Source organism: Actinokineospora bangkokensis (genome assembly GCF_001940455.1).
Taxonomy (GTDB): Bacteria; Actinomycetota; Actinomycetes; order Mycobacteriales; family Pseudonocardiaceae; genus Actinokineospora; species Actinokineospora bangkokensis.
This window is the reverse complement of the sequence record NZ_MKQR01000001.1, coordinates 45535-70970: the sequence shown is the minus strand read 5'-3', so window position 1 is coordinate 70970 and position 25436 is coordinate 45535. Positions and strand designations below refer to the sequence as shown.

General features: G+C 75.4%; 18 protein-coding genes. 10 read left to right on the top strand and 8 right to left on the bottom strand.

Annotated elements, in window-relative coordinates:
* Nucleotides 1-16: 16 nt before the first annotated feature.
* Complete coding sequence (locus BJP25_RS00305; RefSeq protein WP_075972700.1) at nt 17-1336, bottom strand: alginate O-acetyltransferase AlgX-related protein; 1320 nt, start codon at nt 1334-1336, stop codon at nt 17-19.
* 110 nt (nt 1337-1446) lie between these two features.
* Between BJP25_RS00305 and BJP25_RS36040 the strand changes: the two genes are divergently transcribed.
* The 7 genes from BJP25_RS36040 (at nt 1447) to BJP25_RS00270 (ending at nt 12027) form a co-directional block, all read left to right on the top strand.
* Nucleotides 1447-3099, top strand: a complete 1653-nt coding sequence (locus tag BJP25_RS36040; protein ID WP_143218799.1) for a hypothetical protein — start codon at nt 1447-1449, stop codon at nt 3097-3099.
* On the top strand, nt 3096-4034 hold the full coding sequence (locus BJP25_RS00295) for a glycosyltransferase family 2 protein (protein WP_075972698.1): 939 nt from the start codon (nt 3096-3098) through the stop codon (nt 4032-4034). The genes BJP25_RS36040 and BJP25_RS00295 overlap by 4 nt, the downstream gene beginning before the upstream one ends.
* Entirely contained in the window at nt 4031-4705 is a 675-nt protein-coding gene (locus BJP25_RS00290) for a class I SAM-dependent methyltransferase (RefSeq protein ID WP_075972697.1), read from the top strand. Before BJP25_RS00295 ends, BJP25_RS00290 begins: the two co-directional genes overlap by 4 nt.
* The gene (locus BJP25_RS00285) at nt 4698-5624 is read left to right on the top strand and encodes a lysylphosphatidylglycerol synthase domain-containing protein (RefSeq protein WP_075972696.1); all 927 of its coding nucleotides are present in this window, start codon (nt 4698-4700) and stop codon (nt 5622-5624) included. The genes BJP25_RS00290 and BJP25_RS00285 overlap by 8 nt, the downstream gene beginning before the upstream one ends.
* Nucleotides 5625-5673: 49 nt before the next feature.
* Nucleotides 5674-7014 carry a hypothetical protein gene (locus tag BJP25_RS00280; protein ID WP_075972695.1) on the top strand — a complete coding sequence of 447 codons (1341 nt, stop codon included), beginning with the start codon at nt 5674-5676 and terminating at the stop codon, nt 7012-7014.
* 128 nt (nt 7015-7142) lie between these two features.
* Nucleotides 7143-8558: an SHOCT domain-containing protein gene (locus tag BJP25_RS00275; protein WP_075972694.1), complete on the top strand. Its 1416-nt coding sequence runs from the start codon at nt 7143-7145 to the stop codon at nt 8556-8558.
* Between the two features lie 28 nt (nt 8559-8586).
* Nucleotides 8587-12027 (top strand): glycosyltransferase, encoded by a 3441-nt coding sequence (locus BJP25_RS00270; RefSeq protein WP_075972693.1) that lies wholly within the window; start codon nt 8587-8589, stop codon nt 12025-12027.
* 27 nt (nt 12028-12054) lie between these two features.
* On the opposite strand, the gene BJP25_RS00265 is transcribed toward BJP25_RS00270, so the two are convergent.
* Both BJP25_RS00265 and BJP25_RS00260 read right to left on the bottom strand, forming a co-directional pair.
* The gene (locus BJP25_RS00265; RefSeq protein ID WP_075972692.1) at nt 12055-13977 is read right to left on the bottom strand and encodes a glycosyltransferase; all 1923 of its coding nucleotides are present in this window, start codon (nt 13975-13977) and stop codon (nt 12055-12057) included.
* Nucleotides 13974-15257, bottom strand: coding sequence for a hypothetical protein (locus tag BJP25_RS00260; protein WP_075972691.1), 1284 nt, complete (start codon nt 15255-15257; stop codon nt 13974-13976). Before BJP25_RS00260 ends, BJP25_RS00265 begins: the two co-directional genes overlap by 4 nt.
* 131 nt (nt 15258-15388) lie before the next feature.
* On the opposite strand from BJP25_RS00260, the gene BJP25_RS00255 reads away from it, so the two are divergent.
* Complete coding sequence (locus BJP25_RS00255) at nt 15389-17155, top strand: gamma-glutamyltransferase family protein (RefSeq protein WP_075972690.1); 1767 nt, start codon at nt 15389-15391, stop codon at nt 17153-17155.
* A gap of 22 nt (nt 17156-17177) precedes the next feature.
* Here the strand turns inward: BJP25_RS00255 and BJP25_RS00250 are convergent, their stop codons facing one another.
* Both BJP25_RS00250 and BJP25_RS00245 read right to left on the bottom strand, forming a co-directional pair.
* Nucleotides 17178-18938 (bottom strand): long-chain-acyl-CoA synthetase, encoded by a 1761-nt coding sequence (locus BJP25_RS00250; RefSeq protein WP_075972689.1) that lies wholly within the window; start codon nt 18936-18938, stop codon nt 17178-17180.
* A gap of 63 nt (nt 18939-19001) precedes the next feature.
* Nucleotides 19002-19949, bottom strand: a complete 948-nt coding sequence (locus tag BJP25_RS00245) for an oxidoreductase (RefSeq protein WP_075972688.1) — start codon at nt 19947-19949, stop codon at nt 19002-19004.
* Between the two features lie 98 nt (nt 19950-20047).
* Here BJP25_RS00245 and BJP25_RS00240 point away from each other — a divergent pair, with 98 nt between their 5' ends.
* Nucleotides 20048-21010 (top strand): aldo/keto reductase, encoded by a 963-nt coding sequence (locus tag BJP25_RS00240; RefSeq protein ID WP_075972687.1) that lies wholly within the window; start codon nt 20048-20050, stop codon nt 21008-21010.
* A 148-nt stretch (nt 21011-21158) separates the two neighbouring features.
* Nucleotides 21159-21917 (top strand): SDR family NAD(P)-dependent oxidoreductase, encoded by a 759-nt coding sequence (locus tag BJP25_RS00235; protein WP_075972686.1) that lies wholly within the window; start codon nt 21159-21161, stop codon nt 21915-21917.
* Between the two features lie 46 nt (nt 21918-21963).
* Here BJP25_RS00235 and BJP25_RS00230 read toward each other — a convergent pair whose 3' ends face one another.
* From BJP25_RS00230 to BJP25_RS00220, 3 genes are all read right to left on the bottom strand, one after another.
* Nucleotides 21964-22587 (bottom strand): MBL fold metallo-hydrolase, encoded by a 624-nt coding sequence (locus tag BJP25_RS00230; RefSeq protein ID WP_075972685.1) that lies wholly within the window; start codon nt 22585-22587, stop codon nt 21964-21966.
* Nucleotides 22584-23669, bottom strand: coding sequence for an S-(hydroxymethyl)mycothiol dehydrogenase (locus BJP25_RS00225; RefSeq protein ID WP_075972684.1), 1086 nt, complete (start codon nt 23667-23669; stop codon nt 22584-22586). The genes BJP25_RS00230 and BJP25_RS00225 overlap by 4 nt, the downstream gene beginning before the upstream one ends.
* 113 nt (nt 23670-23782) lie before the next feature.
* Nucleotides 23783-25417, bottom strand: coding sequence for a TM0106 family RecB-like putative nuclease (locus tag BJP25_RS00220; RefSeq protein WP_075972683.1), 1635 nt, complete (start codon nt 25415-25417; stop codon nt 23783-23785).
* Between the last annotated feature and the right edge of the window lie 19 nt (nt 25418-25436).

Sequence of the window (25436 nt, the reverse complement as noted above, 5' to 3'; positions counted from 1 at the left end):
ACACGGTTCCTCCTGTTCAGCGGCGGATCGGGCGCGTGGCCAGCTCCGCCTGCACGTCGTTGATGAACTGGTCGGTGAGCCAGCTGCCGCCGCCGACGGCGAGGGCGCGCTCGACGATCTCGAACACGACGACCTCGTTGTCGGCGAGCTGGGCGATCGTGTCGGCCGGGCGGTCGACGCTGCTCAGGTAGCTCAACACCGTGAGGTCGGTGAATATTGCCGAGACGTAGGGCACCGACACGCCGGTGAAGGAGTCGCCCAGGAACAGGGTGGGCTTGTCGATGGTGCCCTGGACGGGCTCGGAGCCGCGGTGGAACGGGGTGCTGAGGTTGGTGCGGGGCTCCTGGGTGCGGTCGGACTCGCCGTCCGGGCGCAGGCTGTAGATGGTGCCCTCCTTGTCGCCGCGCTTGCCCTGGATGCCGGGCAGGTCGGCGCCGACGGCGAAGCGGGCGCGGGGGCTGGTGGTCCAGGTGGCGGAGACCCCGGGGCGGACCTCCTCGGCGACCCGGCGGGTCATGGCCAGGGCGCCCTCGTCGGTCCAGTGGGTGTCGAGCCGGTAGTACGGGGGGCGGCCCAGGCCGCGGGCCACGCCCTGCAGCTCGGCGCGCATGTCGAAGGTCTGCGCGCCCTCGATGAGCTTCCACAACCGGTCCCTGGCGGCCGCGGCGCACTCCTTGTCGTCGTAGTTGGCGGGCAGGTGCTCCGGCACCTGGGTGGACTTGTCGGGGGCCACGACCAGCACGAACTCGCGCCCGGAGCTCTCGACGGCCCGCTGCAGGCGCTTGAGCAGGTCGACGGTCTGGGCGAACGGGCGCGAGGGCTGGCACTTGGCCGACATGTCGCCGCCGAAGTACAGCCAGCCGTCTGTGCCCTCGATGACGGTGGCGTTCGCGGCCTGCGCCGGGCCCTGCTGGCCGGGCTGCTCGACGCGGCGGCCGGGGGCGGGCGCCGGGGTGGGGCCGCCGCCGAGCGGGCCGGTGTCGACCTCCTGCTGGCCGAAGGTGGGGGGCTCGCCGAACACGCCGCGGCTGACCCCGTCGGCCACGGCGATGGCGGCCGGGCGGAAGGACAGGTTGTCGGTGGCCCACGGGTCGAAGTCTCGGAAGAAGCCCCAGCCGTCGCCCAGGCCGGGGAACCCGGCGAGCGGGTGGTTCTCGATCTCGGCGGGGCGCACGCCCACCGCGTACAGCACGGTCGGCAGGGCGAAGAACACCAGGGCGCTGATCAGGGCGAGCTTCTGCCGGGGGCCGTGGCGGGGCCGGTGCAGCGAGTGCTCCCGCGGCAGCCACGCCTCGTGCACGGGCGGCAGCTGGGGCACCGGCGGCTGGTCGCTCACCCGCCCACGGTAACCCCCCGTCCCCGGGGGCCGCAGACCGTTCCCGCTGGCCGGGCGGGCGGCCTCTCTAGACTGCCCGGGCAGTCCCCTAGCGCAGGGAGATCCCCGCTGTGACCCAAGCCCCAGCACCCGCCCGGCTCGCGCGGTGGGTGTGGCTGATCGAGCTGCTCGCCCTCGTCCCCGTCGCCGCCACCCTGGTCGACGTGCTGGGCGGGCCCCACCTGCAGTTCCTCGACTACTGGCAGGTGCTGCTCAACACCTCCAACCCGGACGGCTCGCTGCACCCCTCCGGCTTCTTCACCCTGCGCAACGAGCACCCGCTGGTCCTGCCCGCCCTGGCCTACTGGCTCAACGTGGCGGTCAGCCACGGCGACAACCGGGTGCTGGGCTGCCTGGTGGTGGCCATCGGCGTGCTGACGGTGGTGGTGCTGCGCGCCGCGCTGCCGAGGTCGCTGCCGCCGGTGGCGCGGGCCGCGCTGGTGGTGGGCGCCTCGGCGCTGGTGTTCAGCCCGCACGGGCTGCACAACTTCATCCGCTCGATGAGCGGCACGGCGTGGCTGACGGCGAACCTGCTGGTCATCTGCGCGCTGCTGCTGGCGCGGCGGGGGTGGTGGGTGCCCGCCTGGGGGGTGGGCCTGCTGGCCTGCCTGAGCTACGGCACCGGGTTCCCGGTGTGGGTGGCGCTGGCGTGGCTGGCCTGGGTGCGGCGCGAGGCCGTGTGGAAGCGCGTGGTGCCGCTGGTCGTGCTGGTGGGCGTCGGGGTGGCGTGGAAGCTGCTGGACCGGGGTCCGGTGCCGGGCGGGTCACCGACCAGCGACCCGGTGCAGGTGCTGTTCACCTTCTTCGCGGCCGTGGGGCACCTGTGGACGACCGACAGCGCCGGGGTCGCCGTGGTGGCCGGGGTGCTGGTGCTGGCCGCGTACGCGGTGCTGCTGACGACCAGCGCGGCGCGGGCCGAGGAGCTGCGGGTGTGGTGGGCGCTGGCCCTGCACGCGGTGCTGGCCTGCGCCATGATCGGCGTGGCCAGGGTGGACTTCGGCGAGGCGGTGGGCCTGTCCAGCCGCTACACCTCGCAGTCGGTGGTCATGGCGGTGCCGCTGATGGTCATCGCCGGGTGGCTGCTGGTGCGCCGGTCCGCGGCGAACGGGCCGCGGGTGGCGGTGCTGGCGGTCGCGGCCGGGTTCCTCGGGTTCACCCTGGGCATGCCGGTGGCCGCCGCGCTGCGCGAGGAGTCGCGGGAGGTGCCGCTGCAGGCGGTGGCGCTGCGGGCGGGCCTCGGGGCGGCCTACCCGGACCGGCTGCCGAACCCGGACGAGCTGATGGACCTGCTGCCCAAGATCGGCCACTACCCGTTCACCGAGGACTTCACGCTCGGCTGCGGCGGCCCCGAGCTGGGTGACCGCGTCGACATCGCGGGCGCGCGGCCGTTGCCCGCTGCCGACCCGGCGCGCAAGGCCGACCCGTCCGGGTTCATGGAGGAGGCCCAGCAGCTGCCGGGGGCCACCCGCATCCGGGGCTGGGCCACCGGCGGCGCCGACCCGATCCACTGCGCCGCGGTGGTCGACGGCAGCGGCGTGGTCGTCGGCGGCGGCATCGTCAACCAGGCCCGGCCGGACGTCACCGCCGCGCTGCCGTGGGTCACCGGGGGCACCGGCTTCGTCGTGATCGGGCCGACGGCCACCCCGGACACCAAGGTGGTCTTCGTGCGCAAGAGCGGGGCGGTCCTGTGGGCGCCCGCGCCAACCGAGGAGGGGGAGAAGTGACCGAGGTCAGCGTGCTGGTCCCGGCCAAGGACGAGGAGGCGACCCTGGCCGCGCTGGCCGACGAGGTGGCCGCCGCGCTGGCGGGGGTGGACTACGAGCTCATCCTGGTCGACGACGGCAGCACCGACGGCTCGTGGAAGGTGATGAGCGCGCTGGCCGAGGAGCGGCCCGCGGTGCGCGCGGTGCGGCTGCGGCGCAACTTCGGCAAGGCGGCGGCGCTGGCGGCCGCGGTGGCCGAGGCGCGCGGGCGGCGGGTGGTCACCATGGACGCCGACCTGCAGGACGACCCGGCCGAGGTGCCGCGCATGCTGGCCGAGCTGGACACCGGGGCGGACCTGGTCAGCGGGCACAAGGTCGACCGCAAGGACCCGCTGTCGAAGCGGCTGCCGTCGAAGGTGTTCAACAAGGTGGCCGGGGTGATCACCGGGCTGCCGCTCAAGGACCAGAACTGCGGGCTCAAGGCCGCCGACGCCGAGGTGTACCGGCGGGTGCCGCTCTACGGCGAGCTGCACCGCTACATCCCGGCGCTGGCGCACAACCAGGGCTACAAGGTCGTGGAGCTGGCGGTGAACCACCGCCCGCGCGAGCACGGCCGGTCCAAGTACGGCTTCGAGCGGTACCTGCGCGGGGCGATCGACCTGCTCACGGTCATGACGATCACCAAGTACGGCCGCAGGCCCGCGCACCTGTTCTCCGGGGTGGGCGCGCTGTTCGGGGCGCTGGGGTTCGCGATCCTGCTGTACCTGACCGGGGTGTGGGTGTTCACCGCCGAGGCGATCGGCACCCGGCCGCTGCTCAACCTGGGCATCCTGCTGGTGATCCTGGGCGTGCAGATGGTGTCGTTCGGGCTGATCGCGGAGATGCTGCTGCACCGCACGGCCCGGCGCGACGAGGTGGCGGAGATGGTGGTCGAGCGGACGGGGGACGAGCCGTGAGCGCGCGCGGGGCCTACGTGGCGGGGGTGCGCGCGGCCCGCAAGGTCGCCGAGCGCACCGGGTTGCTCGACCGGATGGGCACCGGCCACCTGCGGTCGCTGTTCGCCGTCCACGACGTGGCCGACCTGGCCGCGCTGGACCTGGCGTGGTGGTCCTACCCGGCGATCGAGGAGGTCCAGGCCTTCCTCGCCGGGCGGGCGGCGCCGCGGGTGTTCGAGTTCGGCGCGGGGGCGAGCACGGTGTGGCTGGCCCGGCGGGCGGCCGAGGTGCACAGCGTCGAGCACGACGCGGGGTTCGCCGAGGTGGTGCGGGGGCTGGTGGCCGAGCACGACAACGTGACCCTGCACGTCGTGCCCGCGGCCGCGGCCGGTCCGGGGACGACGGTGCGGTCCGGGCGGGCCGGGCACGAGGACCTGGACTTCGAGGAGTACGTGGGGGCGATCGACCGGGTCGGTGGCGAGTTCGACCTGGTGGTGGTGGACGGGCGCGCGCGGGTGGACGCCTTCCACCGCGCGCTGGACCACCTGGCGCCCGGCGCGCTCGTCGTGTTCGACAACATCAAGCGCGACCGGTACGCGGCGGTGCGCGCGGGCGGGGGCGTGCGGTACCTGCGCGGCAAGACCCCCGCGCTGCCCTACCCGACGACCACCGGGCTGATCCGGCGTGGCTGACGCGCCCCGGCGCCGCGCCGACCTGGTCGCGATCGGGTTCGTGGTCGTGGCGGTGGGCGTGGCCGGGTGGGCGCTGCGCGACGACCTGCCCGCCCTGGGCGCGGCGGTGGGCCGCATCGGCTGGTGGCGGGCGCTGCTGGCGTTCGCCCTGGTGGTGCTGGGGCTGCTGGCGACCGCGCAGGTGTGGCGGCGGTGCCTGGACGCGCTGGGCCACCGGGTGGGCGCGGCGGCGGCGCGGCGGGTCTTCTTCCCCGCGCAGGTCGGCAAGTACCTGCCGGGGGCGGTGTGGCCGCTGCTCGCGCAGGCCAGGCTGGCCCAGCGGTACGGGGTGCCCGCGCGCTCGGCGCTGCTGGCGGGGGCGGTGTTCCTGGCCGTGCACGCGGTGACCTCGGTGGTGGTGTCGGCCGGGCTGCTGGTGGCCGACCCGGTGCTGGCGTCCCGGTACAGCTGGGCGGGCGCGGTGGCGCTGCTGGCGCTGCCGCTGCTGCACCCGGCGGTGGTGCGGTTCGTGGTGCGCAAGCTCGGCCGGGGCGCCGCGGTGCCTGCGCTGGGCTGGGCCGACGTGCTGCGGCCGATGGCCTGGATGGTGCCCGCGTGGCTGGCCTACGGGGGCGCGGGGCTGGTGGCGGCGGCGCCGTTCACCACCGACCCGGCCCGGGTGGCGGCGCTGGCGACGTGCGGGTTTGCCCTGAGCTGGTTGGTGGGACTTGTGGTGGTGTTCGCGCCTGCCGGGTTCGGGGCCCGGGAGGCGGTGCTGGTCCTGGTGCTGGGACCGGCGGTGGGGGTGGTGGCCGCGACCGCGGTGGGGTTGCTGCTGCGGGTGTGCCACACCGCGGCGGACATGCTCCTCGCCCTGGTGCACGGGGTCTCCGCCAGGTCACGGTCCACCGCCGAATCCGGGGAGGGGGCGCCGGGGTGAGCGCGCAGGTGGCAGGATTCGACCGATATTCCGCCCGCAGGGGGACCCGATGACCTGGCAAGAGGAACTGCGCAAGCTGGACGAGGCGCTGACCAAGGACGCGGTCACCCTCGCCGAGTACCGCAAGCGCCGCGACGAGATCCTGATCGCGGCGTCCACCACGCCCGCGCCCGCCCAGGTGCGGCGCCCCACCGCGATGGCCTCGACCAGGATGGTGGAGGAGCGCGTCCCCGCCCAGCCCCCGCGCGGGCCGCAGCAGGCCCCGCCCGCCGAGCAGCAGCAGTCCCCCCAGGGCGCGCAGCAGCAGGCCCCCCAGGGCGCGCAGCCCCAGCAGGCTCCGCCCGCGCAGGCCCCGGCCGCCCAGGAGCCGGAACAGCCGAAGCAGCCGAAGCAGCCCGTCGAGCCGAAGCCGCAGGCCGCCCAGCGGCCCGCCCCGGCAAGCGGCCAGGCGCCGCCGCCGCGCGCGCCGGAGCCGCAGGGCGAGGCGCCCCGCGACGGCGCCGCGCCGTCCAAGGCCCCCCGCAAGGGCGCGGCCAGGAAGGCCGACAAGCGCGACGCCCAGCCCGACGAGCGACCCACCGTGGTCGACGGCGAGGTCACCCAGGTCATCGAGGACCCGGCGGAGACGACGCAGGTGATCGACCGGGCCGCGCTGGCCGCCAGGGAGGCGGCCGCGGGCGTGCCGCTGGCGCCGATGGTGGCCCTGCCCCGGGACACCCCGATGCAGGGCAGCGAGGTCTTCACCACCTCCGCCGGGGGCGGCACCGGGGGCAACCGCAACCGGGTGCTTGCGGTGCTCGGCGCGCTGGTCGTGGTGGCCGGCCTGGTGTGGTGGTTCGCCCTCGCGGGCGGGTCCGACGACCAGCAGCCGGTCGGCAGCGGCGCCCCGCCCGCCTCCAGCCCGGCGGCGGCGCCGGTCGGGGACCCGGCGACGATCGTGCTGCCGGGGCGCAAGGACCCGCGCAGCGGCACGATGAACCTGGCGCAGGCCCAGGGCGCCAAGGTGTTCAGCGAGCGCGAGGTCGCCGTGCTGACCGAGGCCGGGGTGACCGCGGTGACCTACACCGGGTCGTTCGAGGGGTCGACGGCGTTCCTGGTGCAGGCGTTCCCGAACCCGGACGCGGCCACCGCCGCGGAGGTGACCGACGGTGTGCTGGCGGCCAACCGGAAGCTGAACTTCACCGACCGCGAGTTCTCCGGCCTGCCCGCGTCCGTGCGGGTGGTCGGCACCCGGGGCCCGCAGTCCTCGCTCGCCAGGGCGGTGTACACGGCGGGCACGTGGACCGTGCAGGTGAGCGTGCTGCAATCCCCTTCGGGTGACCCGGCGGTGCTGGACGAGCAGTTGCGTACCCTGGTGTCCACCGTCAGCCGGACACTTCCGGCGAGTTGATGAGCACGTCCCGCAACCCGGTGGTGACTGTTCGCACCACCATCGGGTACCGATTTGGCTGCCGTGACACAGGGCGTCACGCACCTTGTGCAGAATGAGCGCGTCCTGACGCGGTTGGAGGCATAGGCATGTCCTGGCAAGACGAGCTGCGGAAGCTCGACAGCGCACTGGTGGCGGGCGAGCTGACCGCGGACGAGTACCGCCAGCGCCGCGACCGGGTGATGATCGAGGCGTCCGGCCAGAACCAACCCCAGGGCCAGCAGCCCGCCCCGCAGCCGCCCGCGCCGCAGCAGCCGACCCCGCAGCAGAGCGCGCCGCAGCCGCCGCAGGCCCAGCAGGCGCCGGGCACCCCGCCCGGGGGCAACCCGGTGCCGGGCACCCCGCCGGGCGGGAACCCCGCCGTGCCGCCGCCGAACGCGAACGAGTCGACCCAGATCGTCGCCCCGATCTCCGGTGGCTTCCCGGTGCCCCCCCAGCAGAACCCCGCGCAGCAGAACCAGACCGAGCGCACCCAGGTCGTGCCCACCCAGCAGGGCCAGAACCCGCAGATCCCCCAGAACCAGCCGCACCAGCAGGGCCAGGGCGACGCGGGTGAGCGCACCCAGGTCGTGCCCAGCGGCTCGCTGGGCACCGGCCCCGCCGACAGCGACCGCACCCAGATCGTGCCCGGCCGGGCGATGGGCACCGGCCAGCAGCCGCAGCCGGGGATGGGCGGCCCGCCGCAGTTCCCGCCGCCGCAGCCGCGCCCGGCGTGGGAGACCTCGCGCCCGCAGCAGCAGGCCCCGCAGCAGAGCCCGCCGCCGTGGATGAGCGACGACGGCCTGCCGCCGGACTTCGGCCAGGCGCAGAGCTGGCCGCGGCAGGGCCCGGAGGTCTTCACCGAGTCCAGCGGCGGCGGCAAGGGCAAGGTCATCGGCATCGTCGCCGCGGTGGTGGTGCTCGTGGCCGCGGGCGTCGCGGCGTTCCTCATCTTCAAGCCGGGCGGGGGCGAGACCGCCGCGCCGGGACCGGGGTCCGCGCCGCCGAGCACGACCGTGTCGACCTCGCCGCCGCCGAAGCTGCCCAAGGGCCCGTTCGTCAAGATCGACGACGGCGAGGAGCACGCCAACCAGAACATCTCCATCGAGCGCGCCGTGACCGGCAAGGTGCCCGCGCCCGACGAGGCGAACTTCCTCAAGGCGCAGGGCGTCACCAGCGTCGGCATGTACGTGACGATGGAGGGCGGCACCGGCGGCAACGCCCTGGTGCGCGCGGTCTACTCGTTCACCCCCGCCGCGGGCTCGGACCCCAAGGCGCTGCTGACCGCGGTGGACGGCTACTTCGGCGAGCGCGGGCACACCTCGCTGTCCGGCCTGCCGACCGGGGTGGTCGGGCGCACCATGGCCGCGCAGAACGACACCGGCCGCACGGCGTTCCGCGCGTTCTACGTCGCTGACGGCGTGGTGCTCCAGATCGAGGCGTTCGGCCCGGACGAGGCGGCGGCCAAGAACGCCTTCGACGCCCTGGTGTCCGCGCAGACCGAGAAGTTCGCACCGCAGGCCTGAGGCGGACCGAGGACCCGGGACGGACGAGATGACCGGCTCCAGCGACGCGCTGGCGGTGCTGCGCGCCGCCCGCGACACCTCCGCCGGGTCCGCCGAGCTGGCCGCGGCCGTGCGGTCCTGGGCCACCGCGGCGCACTTCTCCCCCGCCCGCCTCGGCGTGCTCGACCCGCTGCGCCCGCTGCCGGGCGCGCGGGTGCTGCACCTGGGCTGCGGGTCCGGGGCGCTGGTGCGGGCATTGGCCGAGGCGGGCGCGGTGGTCACCGGGTGCGAGCCGGACCCCGACCTGGCCGAGGCGGCGCGCGAGCGCTGCCGGGACCTGCCCGGGGTCACCGTGGGCGGCGACGAGGTGCTGGGGGGCACCTGGGACGTGGTGCTCGCCGACGGGGTCGACCCGCGGCTGCCCGACCTGCTCGCCCCGCGCGGGCTCGCGGTGCTGCTCGTGGCGAACCGGATGGGCCTGGGTCAGCTGATCGGCGCCCCCGCCGCGCCGGGAGCGGTGACCCCGGGTGAGCTGGCCGCCGCGCTGGACGCCGCCGGGCTCACCGCGCGCCGGGTGGTGCAGGCGTACCCGGACGTGGTGCTGCCCCGGGTGCTGCTCGACGAGTCGCTGCTGGCGCGCCCGGACGCGGCGGAGCTGGTGGACAAGCTGGTGCGCCACCCCCTGCAGGGCTCGGCGGCGGGCGTGGACCCGCTGGTGAGCACGCGCGAGCCGCACCGCCTGGCGGTGGCGGCGGGCGCGGGCCCGGCGGTGGCGCCCGGTTCCGTGGTGTTCGCGGCCCGGGACGCGGCGGTGCTCGCCGAGCGCGTGCACGACGGGCTGGCCTGGTTGACCGCGAACCCCCGGCTGCCGCACTGGCGGCGGGCCCGGCGGCTCGACCGGGACCTGGTGCTGCGCACGACCCGCGGCAGCGGCGGCGCCGCGGGCTGGCTGCGGCAGCGGGTCACCGACGTCGAGCCGCTGGTGCCGGGCCGGGGCCTGGACGCGCTGGTGCTGGCCGCGCTGCGCGAGCACGACCTGGAGCGGGCCGCGGCGCTGCTCGCGGTGTGGCGCGAGCACTGCCTCGACGGCGCCCGCGAGCTGTCCGACGCCCACCAGCGGCACCCGTTCCTGCCCGGCCGCGCGGGGGTCGCGGTGCTGCCCGCCGACCGGCTGGACGTGCACCCGGGCAACCTGGTCGTCGACGCGGACGGCGTGGTGCGCCGGGTGGACGACGAGTGGCTGGCGGGCACCGGGGTGGACGCGGAGCTGGTGCTGCTGCGCGCGCTGCTGGAGTTCGCCCGCGAGGTCGTGGGCAACGCCGCCGAGCACCCGTGGCGGGCGCGCACGGTGCACGGGGTGCTCACCGAGCTGTGCGCGCTGAGCGGTGTGGGGCAGGCGCTGCGCGCCCGCTGGGAGGAGCTGCTGTCCGCCGAGGCGCAGCTCCAGGAGGCGGTGCACGGCCGCACCGCCGCGCTCATCGCGGCCGAGCTGGCGGCGAGCGCCCGGGTGGAGCCGCCGGAGCCGCTGTGGCGGGTGCCGGGCGGGGTCGAGGAGCTGCGCGCCGACCGCGCGCGCAGGCACGCGGCGGACGAGGCGCTGACCGAGCGGGAGCGCGAGCTGGCCGCCGCCCGCGAGCAGCTGGCCGAGCTGGCCGACCGGGTGGCCCTGGCCGAGCACGGGCTGACCAGCGCGAACGCCGCGCTCGACACCATGGACGACCGGTTGGCGCTGGCGTTCGCCGAGATCGCCGACGCGGTGGCCGAGGCGGGCGCGGCGTGGGAGTCGGCGGCGCGGGCGGCGGCGGAGACCGAGCGCGCCGAGGCGTCGGCCGCCGCGCTGGCCGCCCGGTTGGACCGCACCGCGCAGCGGTTGGCGGCGCTGGAGAGCTCCCGGCTGGTGCGCCAGGCGCACCGGGCGCTGTGGCCCGCCGCCCGGGTGGCGCGCGGTGTGCGCGACCTGGCGCTGGGGCGGCCCGGCGAGGAGTCCGACGGGGTGCTGCGCCGGATCGGGGCGAGGTCCGCGCTGGCGGGTTCGGTGCTGGCCGCGGGTCGGTACCGGGCGGCCGCGGCGCGGGCGCGCGAGCAGCACCTGCACTTCGACGTGCCGCTGCCCGCCGGGCCGGTGGCCACCGGCCGCGGCACCGTGGTGGAGCTGACCGGCTGGGTGGTGCACGCCGACGTGGGGGTGCGCGCGCTGTCGTTCACCCTCGGCGGCGTGGAGGTGGCGGCGACCTACGGGCTGAGCAGGCCGGACGTGGCCGCGGCGCTGCGCGCGGACGGGGTGCGGGCGCCGGAGGGCAGCGGCTTCCACGCCCGGCTCCCGGTGCCGCCCGGCGACGGCGAGCTGCCGCTGACGATGGTCGTGGAGCTGACCGACGGCACCGCGCTGCGCCGCGACCTGGACCCGGTGGTGGTGCGCACCCGACCCGCCGCGCGGCGGCTCACCGGGCACTGGCCGGGCAGCGGCCCCAAGGTCGCGGTGTGCCTGGCGCTCTACGAGCCGGACGTGAAGTTCCTGGCCGCGCAGCTGGACTCGATCCGGGCCCAGTCGCACACGAACTGGTTCTGCCTGCTGGTGGACGACGGCTCGGCGCCCGAGGTGCTCGACGAGGTGGCGGGGCTCATCGCGGGCGACCCGCGGTTCGCCCTGGTGCGCACCGGGGAGAACGTCGGCTTCTACGCCAACTTCGGCCGCGCGTTCGAGCTGGCGCCCGCCGACGCCGACGCGATCGCCCCCGCCGACCAGGACGACGTCTGGTACGAGGACAAGCTGGAGTCGCTGCTGGCGGCGCTGGCCGACCCGGCGGTGCAGCTGGTGTACGCGGACATGCGGCTCATCGACGAGCACGACTCGGTGGTCGAGGAGTCGTTCTGGGCGAGCCGGGTGAACCAGCGGGACGACCTGGAGTCGTTGCTGTTGCTCAACACCGTCACCGGCGCGGCGTCGCTGATGCGCGCGGACCTGGTGGCGGACAAGGTGCTGCCGCTGCCGCCGGGCACCCCGTCGGCCTTCCACGACCAGTGGATGGCGGCCACCGCGATGCTCAACGGCCGCATCGCCTTCCTCGACCGCCCGCTGCACGCCTACCGCCAGCACTCGTCGAACGTCTCCGGCCGCCAGGACGACCGCCTCGACCGCGACCTGCCGTCGGGGTTGGCGCTGCTGAAGCTGGCCAGGGGCGGCCCGGTGCCGCCGCGGCTGGCGGCGGAGCTGGACGCGGTGGCGGACTTCGAGCTGCGCAGGCTGGCGCAGTTCGCGCGGGTGCTGCTGCTGCGCAACGAGGTCGACCCGGCCACGCGCGCGCTGCTGGAGCGCCTGTCGCAGGTGGAGGACTCGATCCGCGCGCTGGTGCCGACGGTGGCGCGGGCGGCCCGCGACGGCGGCCGGTTCACCGCGGGCGCGGAGCGGCGGCTGCTCGCGGCCGCGCTGCGCCGCCGGGCGCTGCGCGGCGAGCGGTTGCGGATCCCCCCGCTGGTGCGGCCGTTGTAGGGGCCCGGGGCGGTGGCCCCGGGCCCGTCACACCGGCGCGATCGCGCAGTCGACGAGGACGCCGCGCATCTCCTCCGCGAAGCGCTCCGCCGAGAAGTGCGCGCGGCACACGGCGAGCAGCTCGGCCTGGATGTCGGTCCACAGTGGAGCATCGCGCAGCAGCCGGTCGCACAGCTCGACGATCTCGGCGGTGGAGCGGCCGATGAGGTGCGGCGCCGTCCAGCCCAGGTGCAGGCCCTCGCCGCCGACCGGGGTGGTGACGAAGGGCAGCCCGGCCGCCATCGAGTCCACGAACTTGATCTTGACGCCCGCGCCGTAGCGCATCGGCACCACGTGCAGCAGCGCCGAGGCGAGCACCGGCTGCGGGTCCGGGACCTTGCCCACCACCCGCACCACGTCCCCGTCCAGGGCGAGGATCGCGGGCGACGGGTCCGCCCCCACCACCCGCACCCGCAGGTCCGGGTGCCGCTCGCGCAGACCGGGCAGCACGCCGTTGACCAGCTCCAGCGCGGCGAACTCGTTGGGGGTGCGGGGTTGGCCGTCGAAGCCGCCGAAGAACACCACGTCCCGGCGCCCCTCCCGCCCCGGCACCGAGTCGGGCACCTTCGCCGGGTAGCAGGCGACGTGCACCGCCGTGCCGGGGGCGACGCGCCGGGCCCAGGCCGCCTCTTCCTCGCTGACGCAGACGGCGACGTCGGCCCAGGTGAACGCGTGCACCTCCTGCTCGCGCAACCGCTTGCCCTCCGCCGCGAACCCCCGCCGCTCCTCGGCCGTCCCCGCGGTCTCGAAGTGCTGGGCCGGGCGGCGGTGGAACAGCGCCTCCGAGTCGTACACCAGCACCGCCTGCGGCTGGTGCTCGGCGATCACCGTGCCCAGCGCGCCGAAGTTGTGCGGGCGGAACACGCACACCACGTCGAACTGGCCCGCCCGCTCCCGCGACCACGCCGCCGCGTCCGGCACGCCCCACACGACCTCGATGCCGCGGGCCTGCAGGGCGGGCGCGTACTCCTCGGCGCGCTCGGGGGAGGCGGCGTAGAAGGTGACCCGGGCGCGCGGGTCGCCGTCGCGCCAGGCGTCGACGACGGCCATCGTGCGCGGGTCGCCCCGGCCCCGGTCGGCCTGCGGCACCCGGTCGTCGATGAGCAGCACCCGGTAGGGGGCGGGCGCGTCGCGCAGCGCCCAGCGCCGGTGCGGCTCCTCGTCCAGGCCCACCACCGGGGGGCGCCCGTCGAGCCAGTCGCCCCACCGGGCGGTGAAGTGCGCGTGGTTGAGCCGCATCAGCTCCTCGGCGCGCGCCGAGGAGGAGCTGCCGTGGCGCAGGTGGCGGACCGCGGTCGAGGGCAGCACCCAGGTCTGGTGCCCGGCCCGCGCGAGCAGCAGGGCGAGGTCGACGTCCTCGAAGTAGGCGATCTCGTAGTCGCTGGCGAAGCCGCCCACGGCGAAGAACGCCGAGCGGCGCACCAGCAGGCAGGCCGCGGAGGCGTAGTCGACCTCGCGGGCGAACAGCCGCTCGGCGGGCTCGTCGTAGGCGCGGCACCAGCCGTCGCCGCCGATGAGGCTGCCCGCCTCCTGCACGGTGCCGTCCTCGTTGAGCAGCACCGGCGCGACCGCGGCGGCGGCCGGGGTGGCGTCGAGGAAGGCCAGCAGCGGCGCCAACCAGCCCGCGGTGACCTCGATGTCGGCGTTGAGGAAGCAGACGAACTCGGTGTCGGCGTGGCGCACCCCGAGGTTGCAGCCCACGCCGAAGCCCAGGTTCTCCGGCAGCCGCAGCACGGTGGCACCAGTGAGGTTGCGCTCCAGCCACTCACCGGTGCCGTCGGGGGAGGCGCTGTCGACGACCACGACGCGGTGCGGCTGCGGGGTGTGCTCCGCGAGCGCCCGCAGGCAGCTGACCAGCATGTCCCGGCCGCCGTAGCTGACCAGGACGAAGGTGACCCTGGGGGTGCTCACCCGCGGGCCCTGCCGTAGGCGCGGCGCAGCGGCTCGCTCCAGCGCACGAGCTTGGTGCCCTGCCAGGCGGCCAGCTCCCGCTCGGCGGCGGCCAGCCGGGCGGCGAGGTCGGCGTTGACCCGCTCCAGGTGCTCGATGTGCCCCTGCTGGGCCTCGGCGGTGGCGCGCCGCTCGGCCAGCGCCTCCCGGGTCTCGGCCAGCTCGCGCAGGGCGGTGGCGTAGGGCTCGGCGAACCGGCGGCGCTCGGTGAGCAGCCGCTGCCGCAGCTGCCAGTGCGCGGCGCGGACGGCGGCGTTCTCCCCGGCGAGCACCGACGTGCGCCGCACCAGGTCGCCGTCGCGCAGCGAGCGGGCGGTCTCCACCGCCTCGGCCAGCGCGTCGAAGTGCGCGGCCAGCCGGTCGTGGGCGTCGGGCAGCAGCACCGGCGCGCCGGGCGGCGGGGTGCGCGCGCCGATCCGCGCGCGCGGCCCGAACTCGGCCACGACCTCGGCGTCGGCGGGGTCGGCGGTGTCCACCAGCACCCACTCGGCGCCCACGCCCGCGGCGACGGCGGCGGCGTGCTCGTCGGCGGCCAGCACCAGCCGGGCGCCCGCGACGGCGGCCACCCGGTCCTCCAGCACCCACTCCGGCGGGACCACGACGGCGTCCTGGTCGAGGCCGGGGGCGCTGGCCAGCACGTAGTCCCCGGCGGGCAGCAGGCCGAGGGTGCGCAGCTGGGTCACCCGCTCGGGCAGCGTGGCCGGGTCGACGGCGGTGGTGACGGCGATGCCGGGGTGCGGGACGACCTCGGGGTCGAGGTGCAGGGCGGACAGCGCGAGCTGCGAGGCCCGGTCGCGGGCGGCCGCGAACGACACGCCGACCAGGCCGGACAGGTCGGCGCCGGGGGCGGTGCGCACGGCGGACAGGGCGGTGGCGTGCCCGACGCGCGGGTCGAGGAAGAAGCGCACGCCCGGCGCCTGCCCCGCGTACGGGTCGTGGCCGAGGGCGAAGGCGGGGGCGAGCACGGAGGCGTCGGCGCCCGCGGTGAGGTCGGCCAGCCGGGTCGGGGTGGGGGTGCCCAGCGGCTCGGCGGCGATGCCGCCGTCGGCCAGGCTGGGCCGCGACCAGCCCCAGGGCGCGCAGTGCGTGGCCCGCCACCCGGGCAGCCTGCTGGTCAGCGCCCGCTCGACGACCCGGCCGATGACCTGGTCACCCCACCCGGGCAGGTCGGTGCTGCTCCACACGGCCACCGCGCCGATCCCGGCCGCTCGGCCCCTGGCGCGCTCGTCCTCGGCTGACACGGCCGCGACTGTAGCGAACGACCCGCCCGCACCCGCCCGTGACCTCGCGTTCGTCGAGTTGTCCACAGGGGTTGTCCACACTGTGCACAAATGTTCGAGTGACCGAGCGTGACGGGGTAACGTGCCGTTGCGTGTTCACCACCCGGCCCGAGCTGACGGGCACCTTCGGCATGGTCGCCTCCACGCACTGGCTCGCCTCCTCGGCGGGGATGGCGGTGCTGGAGGACGGCGGCAACGCCTTCGACGCGGCGGTCGCGGCCGGGTTCGTGCTCCAGGTGGTGGAGCCGCACCTCAACGGCCCGGGCGGCGAGGTCCCGGCGGTGTTCCGCACCGCGGGCGACCCCACCCCGCGGGTGCTGTGCGGGCAGGGCGTGGCGCCCGCGGCGGCCACCGTCGAGCACTACCGCGGCCTGGGCCTCGATCTGGTGCCGGGCAGCGGCCTGCTCGCCGCGACCGTCCCCGGGTCCTGGGACGCCTGGCTCCTGCTCCTGCGCGACCACGGCACGAAGGAGCTGGCGGACGTGCTCAAGCACGCCATCGGCTACGCCCGCGACGGCTACCCGCTGCCACCTCGGGTGCCGCCGGTGGTGGCCGCCGTCCGCGAGCTGTTCACCGAGCACTGGCCCACCTCCGGGGAGCTGTGGCTGCACGCCACCGGCGGGTGGCACGCCAACCCGGCGCTGGCGGGCACCTGGGAGCGCCTGCTGGCGGAGGCCACCGGCCCGACCCGGGAGGCCCGGATCGACGCCGCCCGCCGCGCCTGGTCGCAGGGCTTCATCGCCGAGGCCGTGGACGCCTTCGCCCGCCGCCCGCACCTCGACGACTCCGGGGAGGCGCACGCGGGCGTGCTCACCGGGCAAGACCTGGCGTCGTGGTCAGCGACCTACGAGGACGCCGCCACCGCGGAGGTCGGCGGGTGGGCGGTCGCCAAGTGCGGCCCGTGGACCCAGGGGCCGGTCCTGCTCCAGCAGCTGCTCCTGCTCGACGGCCTGGACCTGCGCCACGTCGACGGCGTGCCGACGGCCGACACCGTGCACCAGGCCCTGGAGGCCGCCAAGCTCGCCTTCGCCGACCGGGAGGCCTGGTACGGCGACTCCGCGGAGGTGCCGCTGGCCGAGCTGCTCTCCCCCGGCTACACCGCCGAGCGCCGGGCCCTGCTGGGCGGCTCCGCCTCACCCGACCTGCGCCCCGGCTCCCCGGGTGGCCGCGCCCCGGTGCTGCCCCGGTACGTGCGCGAGGCCCCGACCAGCGCCCGCGGCGACTCGATGGAGCCGACCCTGCCCACCACCGGGGAGCCCACCGTCGGCAACCTCGGCGCCACCCGCGGCGACACGGTGCACGTCGACGTCACCGACCGCTGGGGCAACACGATCTCGGCCACGCCCTCCGGCGGCTGGTTGCAGTCCAGCCCGGCCATCCCCGGCCTCGGCTTCTGCCTGGGCAGCCGGGCGCAGATGTTCTGGCTGGAACCGGGGCTGCCCGCCTCGCTGCTGCCGGGCAAGCGCCCGCGCACGACGCTGTCCCCGTCGCTGGCCCAGCGCGACGGCGAGACGATCGCCTTCGGCACCCCGGGCGGCGACAGCCAGGACCAGTGGCAGCTGTGCTTCTGGCTGGCCTTCACCGCGGGCCTGGACCTCCAGGCCGCCATCGACGCCCCCGCCTGGCACTCCACGGCGTTCCCCAGCAGCTTCTACCCGCGCACCTTCTCCCCCCGGGAAGCCCAGGTGGAGAGCCGCTTGGGCGCGGCGGCGCTGGCGGAGCTGCGTGCCCGCGGGCACGAGCTGGTGGACATGGGCCCGTGGTCGCTGGGCCGCATGTCCGCCGTGGGCAACCGCGGCGGCAGGCTGCGCGCCGCGGCCAACCCGCGCGGGATGCAGGGCTACGCCGTCGGCCGCTGAGCCGGTCCGCGCGGGGCCGGGCTCAGACCCGGACCTTGCCCTCCGCGACCTCGTCCGCGTAGCCGGCGTAGGCGGGGACGTACTCGCCCTCGCGCAGCACGTACATCGGGTCGTCGACGTCCTCGGAGTAGCCCTCGGTGCGCAGGTCGACCTTGCGGGACTTGAACGTCGAGGTCTGCTCCACCTCGTCGATCACCCGGATGAACAGCGGCACCGCGTAGGAGGGCAGCCGCTTGGCCAGGTGCTCGGCCATGGCCGCGCCGTCGAAGCGGGCGCCCGAGTGCAGCTTGATCGCCGCCATGCCCGCCTTGCCGTCGGTGCCCGGGATCGACACCCCGTAGACCACGGCCTGCTCGACGTCGCCGTGCTCCCCGATCGCGCCCTCGACCTCGGTGGTGGCGACGTTCTCGCCCTTCCAGCGGAAGGTGTCGCCGAGCCGGTCGACGAACGCGACGTGCTTGAAGCCCTGGTTGCGCACCAGGTCGCCGGTGTCGAACCAGCAGTCGCCGTCCTTGAACCCGCCGCGCACCAGCTTCTTCTCGGTGGCCTCGGCGTCGGTGTAGCCGTCGAACGGGGCGCGGTTGGTGACCTTGGTCAGCAGCAGGCCCACCTCGCCCGCCTTGACCTTGCGCAGCTTGCCGTCGTCGGAGCGCTTGGCCCGGCCGGTGTCGGGGTCGTACTGCACCACCGCGTAGGGCAGCGGGCAGATGCCCGCGGTGCGGTCGATGTTGAGCGCGTTGATGAAGGCCAGGTTGCACTCGGAGGCGCCGTAGAACTCCGCGATGCGCCGGATGCCGAAGCGCTGCTGGAACTCGTCCCAGATCTCCGGGCGCAGCCCGTTGCCCACCACGACCCGCACCTTGTGCTTGCGCTCGGCCTCGCGCACCGGCTGGTTGAGCAGGTAGCGGCACAGCTCACCGATGTAGCAGAAGGCGGTGGCCTGGTTGCGCACCACGTCGTCCCAGAACTTCGACGCCGAGAACGACTTGCCGATGGCGATGGTCGCCCCCGCCGCCAGCACCGACGACAGCGACACCGTGAGCGCGTTGTTGTGGTAGAGCGGCAGGCAGCAGTAGAGGGTGTCGCCGGAGGACAGCCGCACGCCCATCGACCCCAGGCCCGCCATCGACTTGAGCCAGCGCATGTGCGACATGGCCGAGGCCTTGGGCAGGCCGGTGGTGCCGGAGGTGAAGATGTAGAACGCGGTGCTGCCCGCCATGATCCGCTCGGTGCCGGGCGGGTCCTGGTCGGTGGTCGCGCCGTAGTCCAGCGAGTCCAGGTCGATCACGCCGCGGGTCTCCACGCCGTCGAGGGCGTGCCGGTACTCCTCGCCGACGACCAGCACCGCCGCGTCGAGCAGCCGCAGGCTGTGGTCGAGCACGTCGCCGCGCTGGTTGGTGTTGATCATCCCGGCGGCGGCGCCGAGCTTGACCGCGGCCAGCGCCGCCAGCAGCGTCTCCGGCCGGTTGCCCGCCAGCACCGCCACCGTGCGCCCCGGGTGCACGCCGTTGGCCTCCAGCACCGAGGCGTACCGGTTGACCTGGGCGTTGGCCTCGCCGTAGGTGATCGTGCGGCCCTCGAAGCGGAGGAACGCCCGGTCCGGGTGCTTGCCCGCGATGCGCTGGAAGATGTGCCCGATCGACTCGCGGGTCACCGGCTTGGTGGTGATCAGCCCGAGCGCGCCCGCGGCCATCCTGGGCGCGTCGAGTGCCATCGGCGGCAGGGCGCGCAGGAAGTCGGTGATCGTGACACGCCTGGCCACCTGCTGCTCCGCTGCGTCCATGCGCTGATGCTACTCAGAGGTAGGTAGCCTGGGCTAGAGCCGCGGTCGCTGACCTGCGCGGACTCAGCGCCCCGGCAGGCCGAACTCGACCTTGGTCAGCTCCTCGCTGACCTCCCACAGCCGCTGCGCCAGCTCCCGGTCGCGCGCGGCCTCCAGCGGGTAGACCACCTTCGGGTGGCCCTTCTGCTCGCGCCGCCCGTCCGGGCCGATCATCTGCCCGGACTCCACGTCCGGGTGCGCCGCGGCGTAGAGCTGGGGCAGCGCGCCCATGGCCGCGTCCTGGGCCAGGAACCGGTTGGTGACCTTGAGCGCCAGCTTCGCCACCCCGGTCGGGCCGTTGGACTGGAGGTTCGTGGCCGCGTAGCCGGGGTGGGCGAGCACGCTGGCGATCCCGGCGCCAGCCGCCCGCAGCCGCCGGTGCAGCTCCAGGGCGAACACGACGTTGGCGAGCTTGGACTGGGCGTAGAACTTCGCCCGGTCGTAGTTGCCGGTGCCGTCGAGGTCGTGGAAGTAGATGCGGCCGCGCCGGTGCAGGTACGAGGTCACGGTGACGACCCGGGCGTCGGTGCCCCGGCCGAGCGCGTCGAGCAGCATCGAGGTGAGCACGAACGGCCCGAGGTGGTTGACCCCGAACTGGAGCTCGAACCCCTGCGCGGTCAGCTGGTGCGGCGGCATCATCACGCCCGCGTTGTTGACCAGGACGTCCACGCGGTCCAGCGACTCGGCGAAGTCCGCGACCGAGTCCAGGTCGGCCAGGTCGAGCACCCTGGTCTCGACCTCGGCCCCGGGGACCTCGGCGGTGATCTCCGCGACCGCCGCGGCGCCCTTGGCCGCGTCGCGCGCGGTGAGCACCACGTGCCCGCCGTGGCGCGCGAGCTCGCGGCAGGTCTGGAAGCCCAGCCCGCTGGTGCCGCCGGTGACGACGAACGTGCGCCCGCCCAGGTCGGGCAGGTCCGCGGCGGTCCACCCGGGCGCGGCGGCGGCCTGGGCGTCCTCCGGAGTGCTGCTCATGGGCACAGCATGGCGCACGGGCCCGCGCCGCGCGGCGCGTGGACCGGTATCCGCCGCAGTTCTGGATCACAGCCGCACCGCCGCTTACTGTCAGCGGGGTGGAGCTGCGTCACCTGGGCGATTCGGGACTCGTGGTGAGTGCCGTCGGCCTGGGCTGCAACAACCTGGGCAGGCCGGGCACCGCCGCGGAGTCCCTCGGCGGGTCCCGGGAGCTGGTCAGCGCCGCGTTGGGGGCGGGCATCACCCTGTTCGACGTGGCCGACGTCTACGGCGCGCCGCGCGGGCGCAGCGAGGAGCTGCTGGGGCACGCCCTGGCCGGGCGGCGCGACCAGGCGGTGATCGCCACGAAGTTCGGCGTCGACATGCACGGCGCCAACGGCCCGGACTTCGGCGCCCGCGGCTCCCGCCGGTACGTGCGCCGCGCCGCCGAGCAGTCGCTGCGCAGGCTGGGCACCGACTGGATCGACCTCTACCAGCTGCACCGCCCGGACCCGGCGACCCCGGTCGCGGAGACCCTGTCCGCCCTCGACGACCTGGTGCGCGCGGGCATGGTCCGCTACGCCGGGCTCTGCAACCTGCCCGCCTGGCAGCTGGCGGACGCGGTGTGGACCGCGCGCACCGAGCGGGTGGGCGCGCCGGTGGCCGCCCAGCACCACTACTCGCTGCTGGAGCGGGAGGTCGAGCGCGAGGTGGTGCCCGCGGCCCGCCGGTTCCAGGTGAGCGTGCTGCCCTACTTCCCGCTGGCCAACGGCCTGCTCACCGGCAAGTACTCCCAGGGCGGGGCGCCGCCCGCGGGCAGCAGGCTCGCGGGCAGGCCCCGGCTGCTGGCCGACGCGCCGTGGACCCGGATCGAGAAGCTGCGGGCGCTGGCCGAGGAGCGCGGCATCTCCATGGCCACCCTGTCGATCGGCTGGCTGACCTCGCGGCCCGCGGTGGGGTCGGTGATCGCGGGCGCGACGACGCCCGAGCAGGTGGAGGAGAACGCCGAGGCGGTGTCCTGGCGGCCCTCGGCGGACGACCTCGCGGCCATCGACGACGTCTGCCCGCCCGGCCGCCGCTAGGTCTGTCCTCGGGCCTGTTCCAGCGCGGCGGTCGCGGGCCTGCGGGAGGGGACCCGCCGGTTGGGTGAGCCACACCTCGCAGCGGCGCGGGCTGAACGAGCGTTAACCTCTGCTGCGGACCGTCGGTATGTCAGAGAGGACAACGCTCATGCAGGTCAACGGTGTCGCCGCGCTCGTCACCGGCGGTGCGTCGGGGCTCGGGGGCGCCACCGCCGCCGCGCTGGCGGAGAAGGGGGCGTCGGTGTACGCCCTGGACCTGCCCCGGGCGGTCGAGGACGCCCCGAAGGTGGAGGGCGTCACCTACGTCGCCGCCGACGTGACCGACGCCGACCAGGTGCAGGCCGCGGTGGACGAGGCCGCGGGCGGTCGCCACCCGCTGCGCGTGGTGGTCAACTGCGCGGGCATCGGCCCCTCGGCGCGGGTGCTGTCGAAGAAGGGCCGCCACGACCTCGCCCTGTTCCGCAAGGTCGTCGAGATCAACCTGGTCGGCACGTTCACCGTGCTGACCATCGCCGCCGAGGCGATCGCCAAGACCGACCCGCTCGACCACGGCCAGCGCGGCGTGGTGATCAACACCGCGTCGATCGCGGCGTTCGACGGCCAGGTGGGCCAGGTGGCCTACTCCTCGTCCAAGGGCGGGGTCGTCGGGCTGAACCTGCCCGCCGCGCGCGACCTGGCCAGCTCCGGCATCCGGGTGCTCACCATCGCCCCCGGCATCATCGACACCCCGATGCTCGCCACCGTCAGCGACGAGTTCCGCGCCGCGCTGGCCGAGGGCGTGCCCTTCCCCAAGCGCCTCGGCCTGCCCAGCGAGTACGCGGCCCTGGCGCTGTCGATGATCGAGCAGGACTACCTCAACGGCGAGGTCATCCGCCTCGACGGCTCCCTGCGGATGGCGCCCCGCTAGCGGGCCGCCGGGTCCGGGGCAGCGACCCCGGACCCGGCTCCCGGGCTCAGTGGCCGCGGTCGATCCACTCCTGCCGGTGCGGGGCCTCCGCGCCGATGGTGGTGCTGTCGCCGTGGCCGGTGTGCACGACGGTCTCCTCGGGCAGCACCAGCAGCTTGTCGGTGATCGAGCCGATGATCGTGGGGAAGTCGCTGAACGAGCGGCCGGTGGCCCCCGGCCCGCCCTGGAACAGCGTGTCCCCGCTGAACACCACGCCCAGCTCCGGCGCGTGCAGGCAGACGGCGCCCGGCGCGTGCCCCGGGGTGTGCAGGACGGTCAGCGCCGTGCCCGCGACCTCGACCCGGTCACCCTCGGCCAGCGGCTGGTAGGTGGTGCCGGGGTAGACCCGCTGCCACAGCTGGTCGTCGGCCGGGTGCAGCTTGACCGGGGCGGCGGTGTGCGAGGCGAGGGCGGCGGCCTGGTTGATGTGGTCGTCGTGGGCGTGCGTGCACACGATCGCCAGCACCCGGCGGTCACCGATGCCCCGCTTGATCGCCTCCAGGTCGTGCGCGGCGTCGACGACCACGCACTGCTCGTCGTCGCCGACGATCCAGACGTTGTTCTCCACGTCCCAGGTGCCGCCGTCCAGGCTGAAGGTGCCGGAGGTGACGACGCGGTCGACCCGGGTCACAGGACCACCACCGAGCGCAGCACCTCGCCGTGGTGCATCTTCTCGAACGCCTGCTCGACCTGGTCCAGGGCGATCGTCTCGGTGACGAACGCGTCGAGGTCCAGCGCGCCCTGCCGGTAGAGGTCCACCAGGTAGGGGAAGTCGCGCGAGGGCAGGCAGTCGCCGTACCAGCTGGACTTGAGCGACCCGCCGCGGGAGAACAGATCGATCAGCGGCATCTCGATGGACATCTCCGGCGTCGGCACGCCCACCAGCACGACCACGCCCGCGTGGTCGCGGGCGTAGAACGCCGACTTCCACGTCTCCGGGCGGCCCACGGCGTCGATGGCCACGTCGGCGCCGAAGCCGCCGGTCAGCTCGCGGATCGCCTCGACCGGGTCGGTGGAGCGGGAGTTGACGGTGTGCGTGGCGCCGAAGCCCTTGGCCCACTCCAGCTTCCGGTCGTCGACGTCGACGGCGATGATCGTGGTGGCACCCGCGAGCTTGGCGCCCGCGATCGCCGCGTCGCCCACGCCGCCGCAGCCGAACACGGCCACCGAGTCGCCCCGGGTGACCGCCCCGGTGTTCACCGCGGCGCCGATGCCCGCCATGACGCCGCAGCCGAGCAGGCCCACCGCGGCGGGCGAGGCCTGCGGGTCGACCTTGGTGCACTGGCCGCTGTGGACCAGCGTCTTCTCCGCGAACGACCCGATCCCCAGCGCCGGGGTCAGCGGGGTGCCGTCGGCCAGGGTCATCGGCTGGGCGGCGTTGTGGGTGTTGAAGCAGTACCAGGGCTTGCCCTTGAGGCAGGCCCGGCAGCTGCCGCACACCGCCCGCCAGTTGAGGACGACGAAGTCGCCGGGGGCCAGGTCGGTGACGCCCTCGCCCACCGACTCCACCACGCCCGCGGCCTCGTGGCCGAGCAGGAACGGGAACTCGTCGTTGATCCCGCCCTCGCGGTAGTGCAGGTCGGTGTGGCACACCCCGCAGGACCGGACCTCGACCACCGCCTCACCCGGACCGGGGTCCGGGACGGTGATCGTCTCCACGGTGACCGGGGCGCCCTTGGCCCGCGCCACCACGGCCTTGACCTGCTGTGCCATGCGCAGCTCCTCTGATCGGTTGTGGCTTCAACCGTATGGGAGAACAGATGCGCACGCACTGATGGAAGGGCGGAGGTCCCCCGCTCCGGTGGCCCGCGCGGCGCGGGCGGCGGTCAGAGGTCGCCGATGTAGGGGATCTCGCCGACCTCCGGCGAGGACATCCACGCCCGCAGCACGGCGGTGGCCCGCACGTCGTCCTCGTTGTACTCCAGCAGCCGGGCGCGCTGCGGCAGGTCCGGCGCACCGCCGTCGAGGCCGACCGCGTCGCGGTACCAGCGCATCGAGTTCTCCCCGCCCGCCTCCGGGTCGCGCCAGTGGAAGCCCGCGACCGGGGCGATCGTCTTGAGCCCCTTGCCCTGCGAGCACAGGAAGTGGTCGCGCACGCTGCCGAACAGGTCGAACCACTCGTCGGACTCGATGAACGACAGCACCTGCCTGCGGGTGGGGATGCCCGGCTTGCCCGCGAACCGCTTGGCCGAGGCCAGCAGCCACCGGTTCTCGGCCAGCTCGTTGTAGCAGTAGGCGCGGAAGGTCAGCCCGCGCGCGTGCGCGGCGTCGCGCACCCCGGTGAACCAGGTCCAGAACTCCGCGAACGAGCGGGCCTCGTCGTCGGTGGGCAGCGGGTCCCAGCTGACGAACGCCCGGTAGCCGGGCTCGACGCCCACGTCGGCGCCGGAGAGCAGGGTGCCCCACAGGTAGGCGCCGAGGTCCCCGAAGCTCTCCATGTCCACGTCGACCTCGACGTCGGCGCGCGGCACCAGCACCTCGCGGTGCCTGCGCACCAGGGTGAGGTCGGCCAGCCAGGCCTTCGCCAGCCCCACGGCGTCGTCGACCGGCATGCCGACCATCGGCGGCAGCTCGCCCGCGGCGGGGTCGAGCCGGGCCAGCTCGTCGACGGTGCCCACCCCGGCGCCGCGCAGCAGGGTGGCGTCCTCGCCGCGCACGACCAGGCTGACGTCGCGGGCGGCCAGCAGGTCCTGGCCGCACACCGACCACCACGGGCAGCTCTTGCACTCGACGACCCGCGACGGCTGGGCCAGCGGCTCGGCGCCCGCGGCCGCGGCCTCGGCCACCGCGACCCGGTCGGCGAAGCGGGCGGCGTACTCGGCCAGCGCGGTGCGCCCGCCCGGCCAGGTGGGGGCGGTCAGGTCGTGCCAGACGACGACCTCCCCGTCGAGGCCGACCACGCCCGCGTGCCCGGTGCGCTCGTCGGCGTACCCGGCGGCGGACAGCAGCGCGCGGGCGTGCGCGAGGCGCAGCTGGTCGCGCGGCTGCGGGCGCGCCTTGCGCTTGGGGTCGGCGGTGCCGCCGACGGCGTCCACGGCGAACAGCGGGCCGGTGTTCGCCCCGGCGCCCGGGTCGTGCACCTTGTGCCGGACCACCAGCACCGGCACGTACCCGTGGTCGGTGCGCACGAGCAGGTCGATCGACCCGCGCCTGCCCGCTTCGGTGTCGCGGGGCAGCTGGGCGCCCCAGATGAACCCGGCCCCCGCGGCCAGCGCCGCGGCGGTGGCCGCCTCGCGGTCGGCGGCGCGGCCCGCGGGCACCTCCACCCAGCGGTCGCCGAACCGCTCGGCCAGCCGGTCGGCGACCGCCCTGCGGTGCGCCGCGGCGTCGGCCTTGCGCAGCTCGGCGGTCGGGTCGGGGGCGCTGCGCGGCACGTCGCGCAGGGCGGGGTCGTGTTCGAGGTGCACCCGGCGCCTGCACCGGCTCACCACGCCGGCGTCGAGCAGCACCGTGGTCGTCACACCCCGCAGCTTAGTTGCA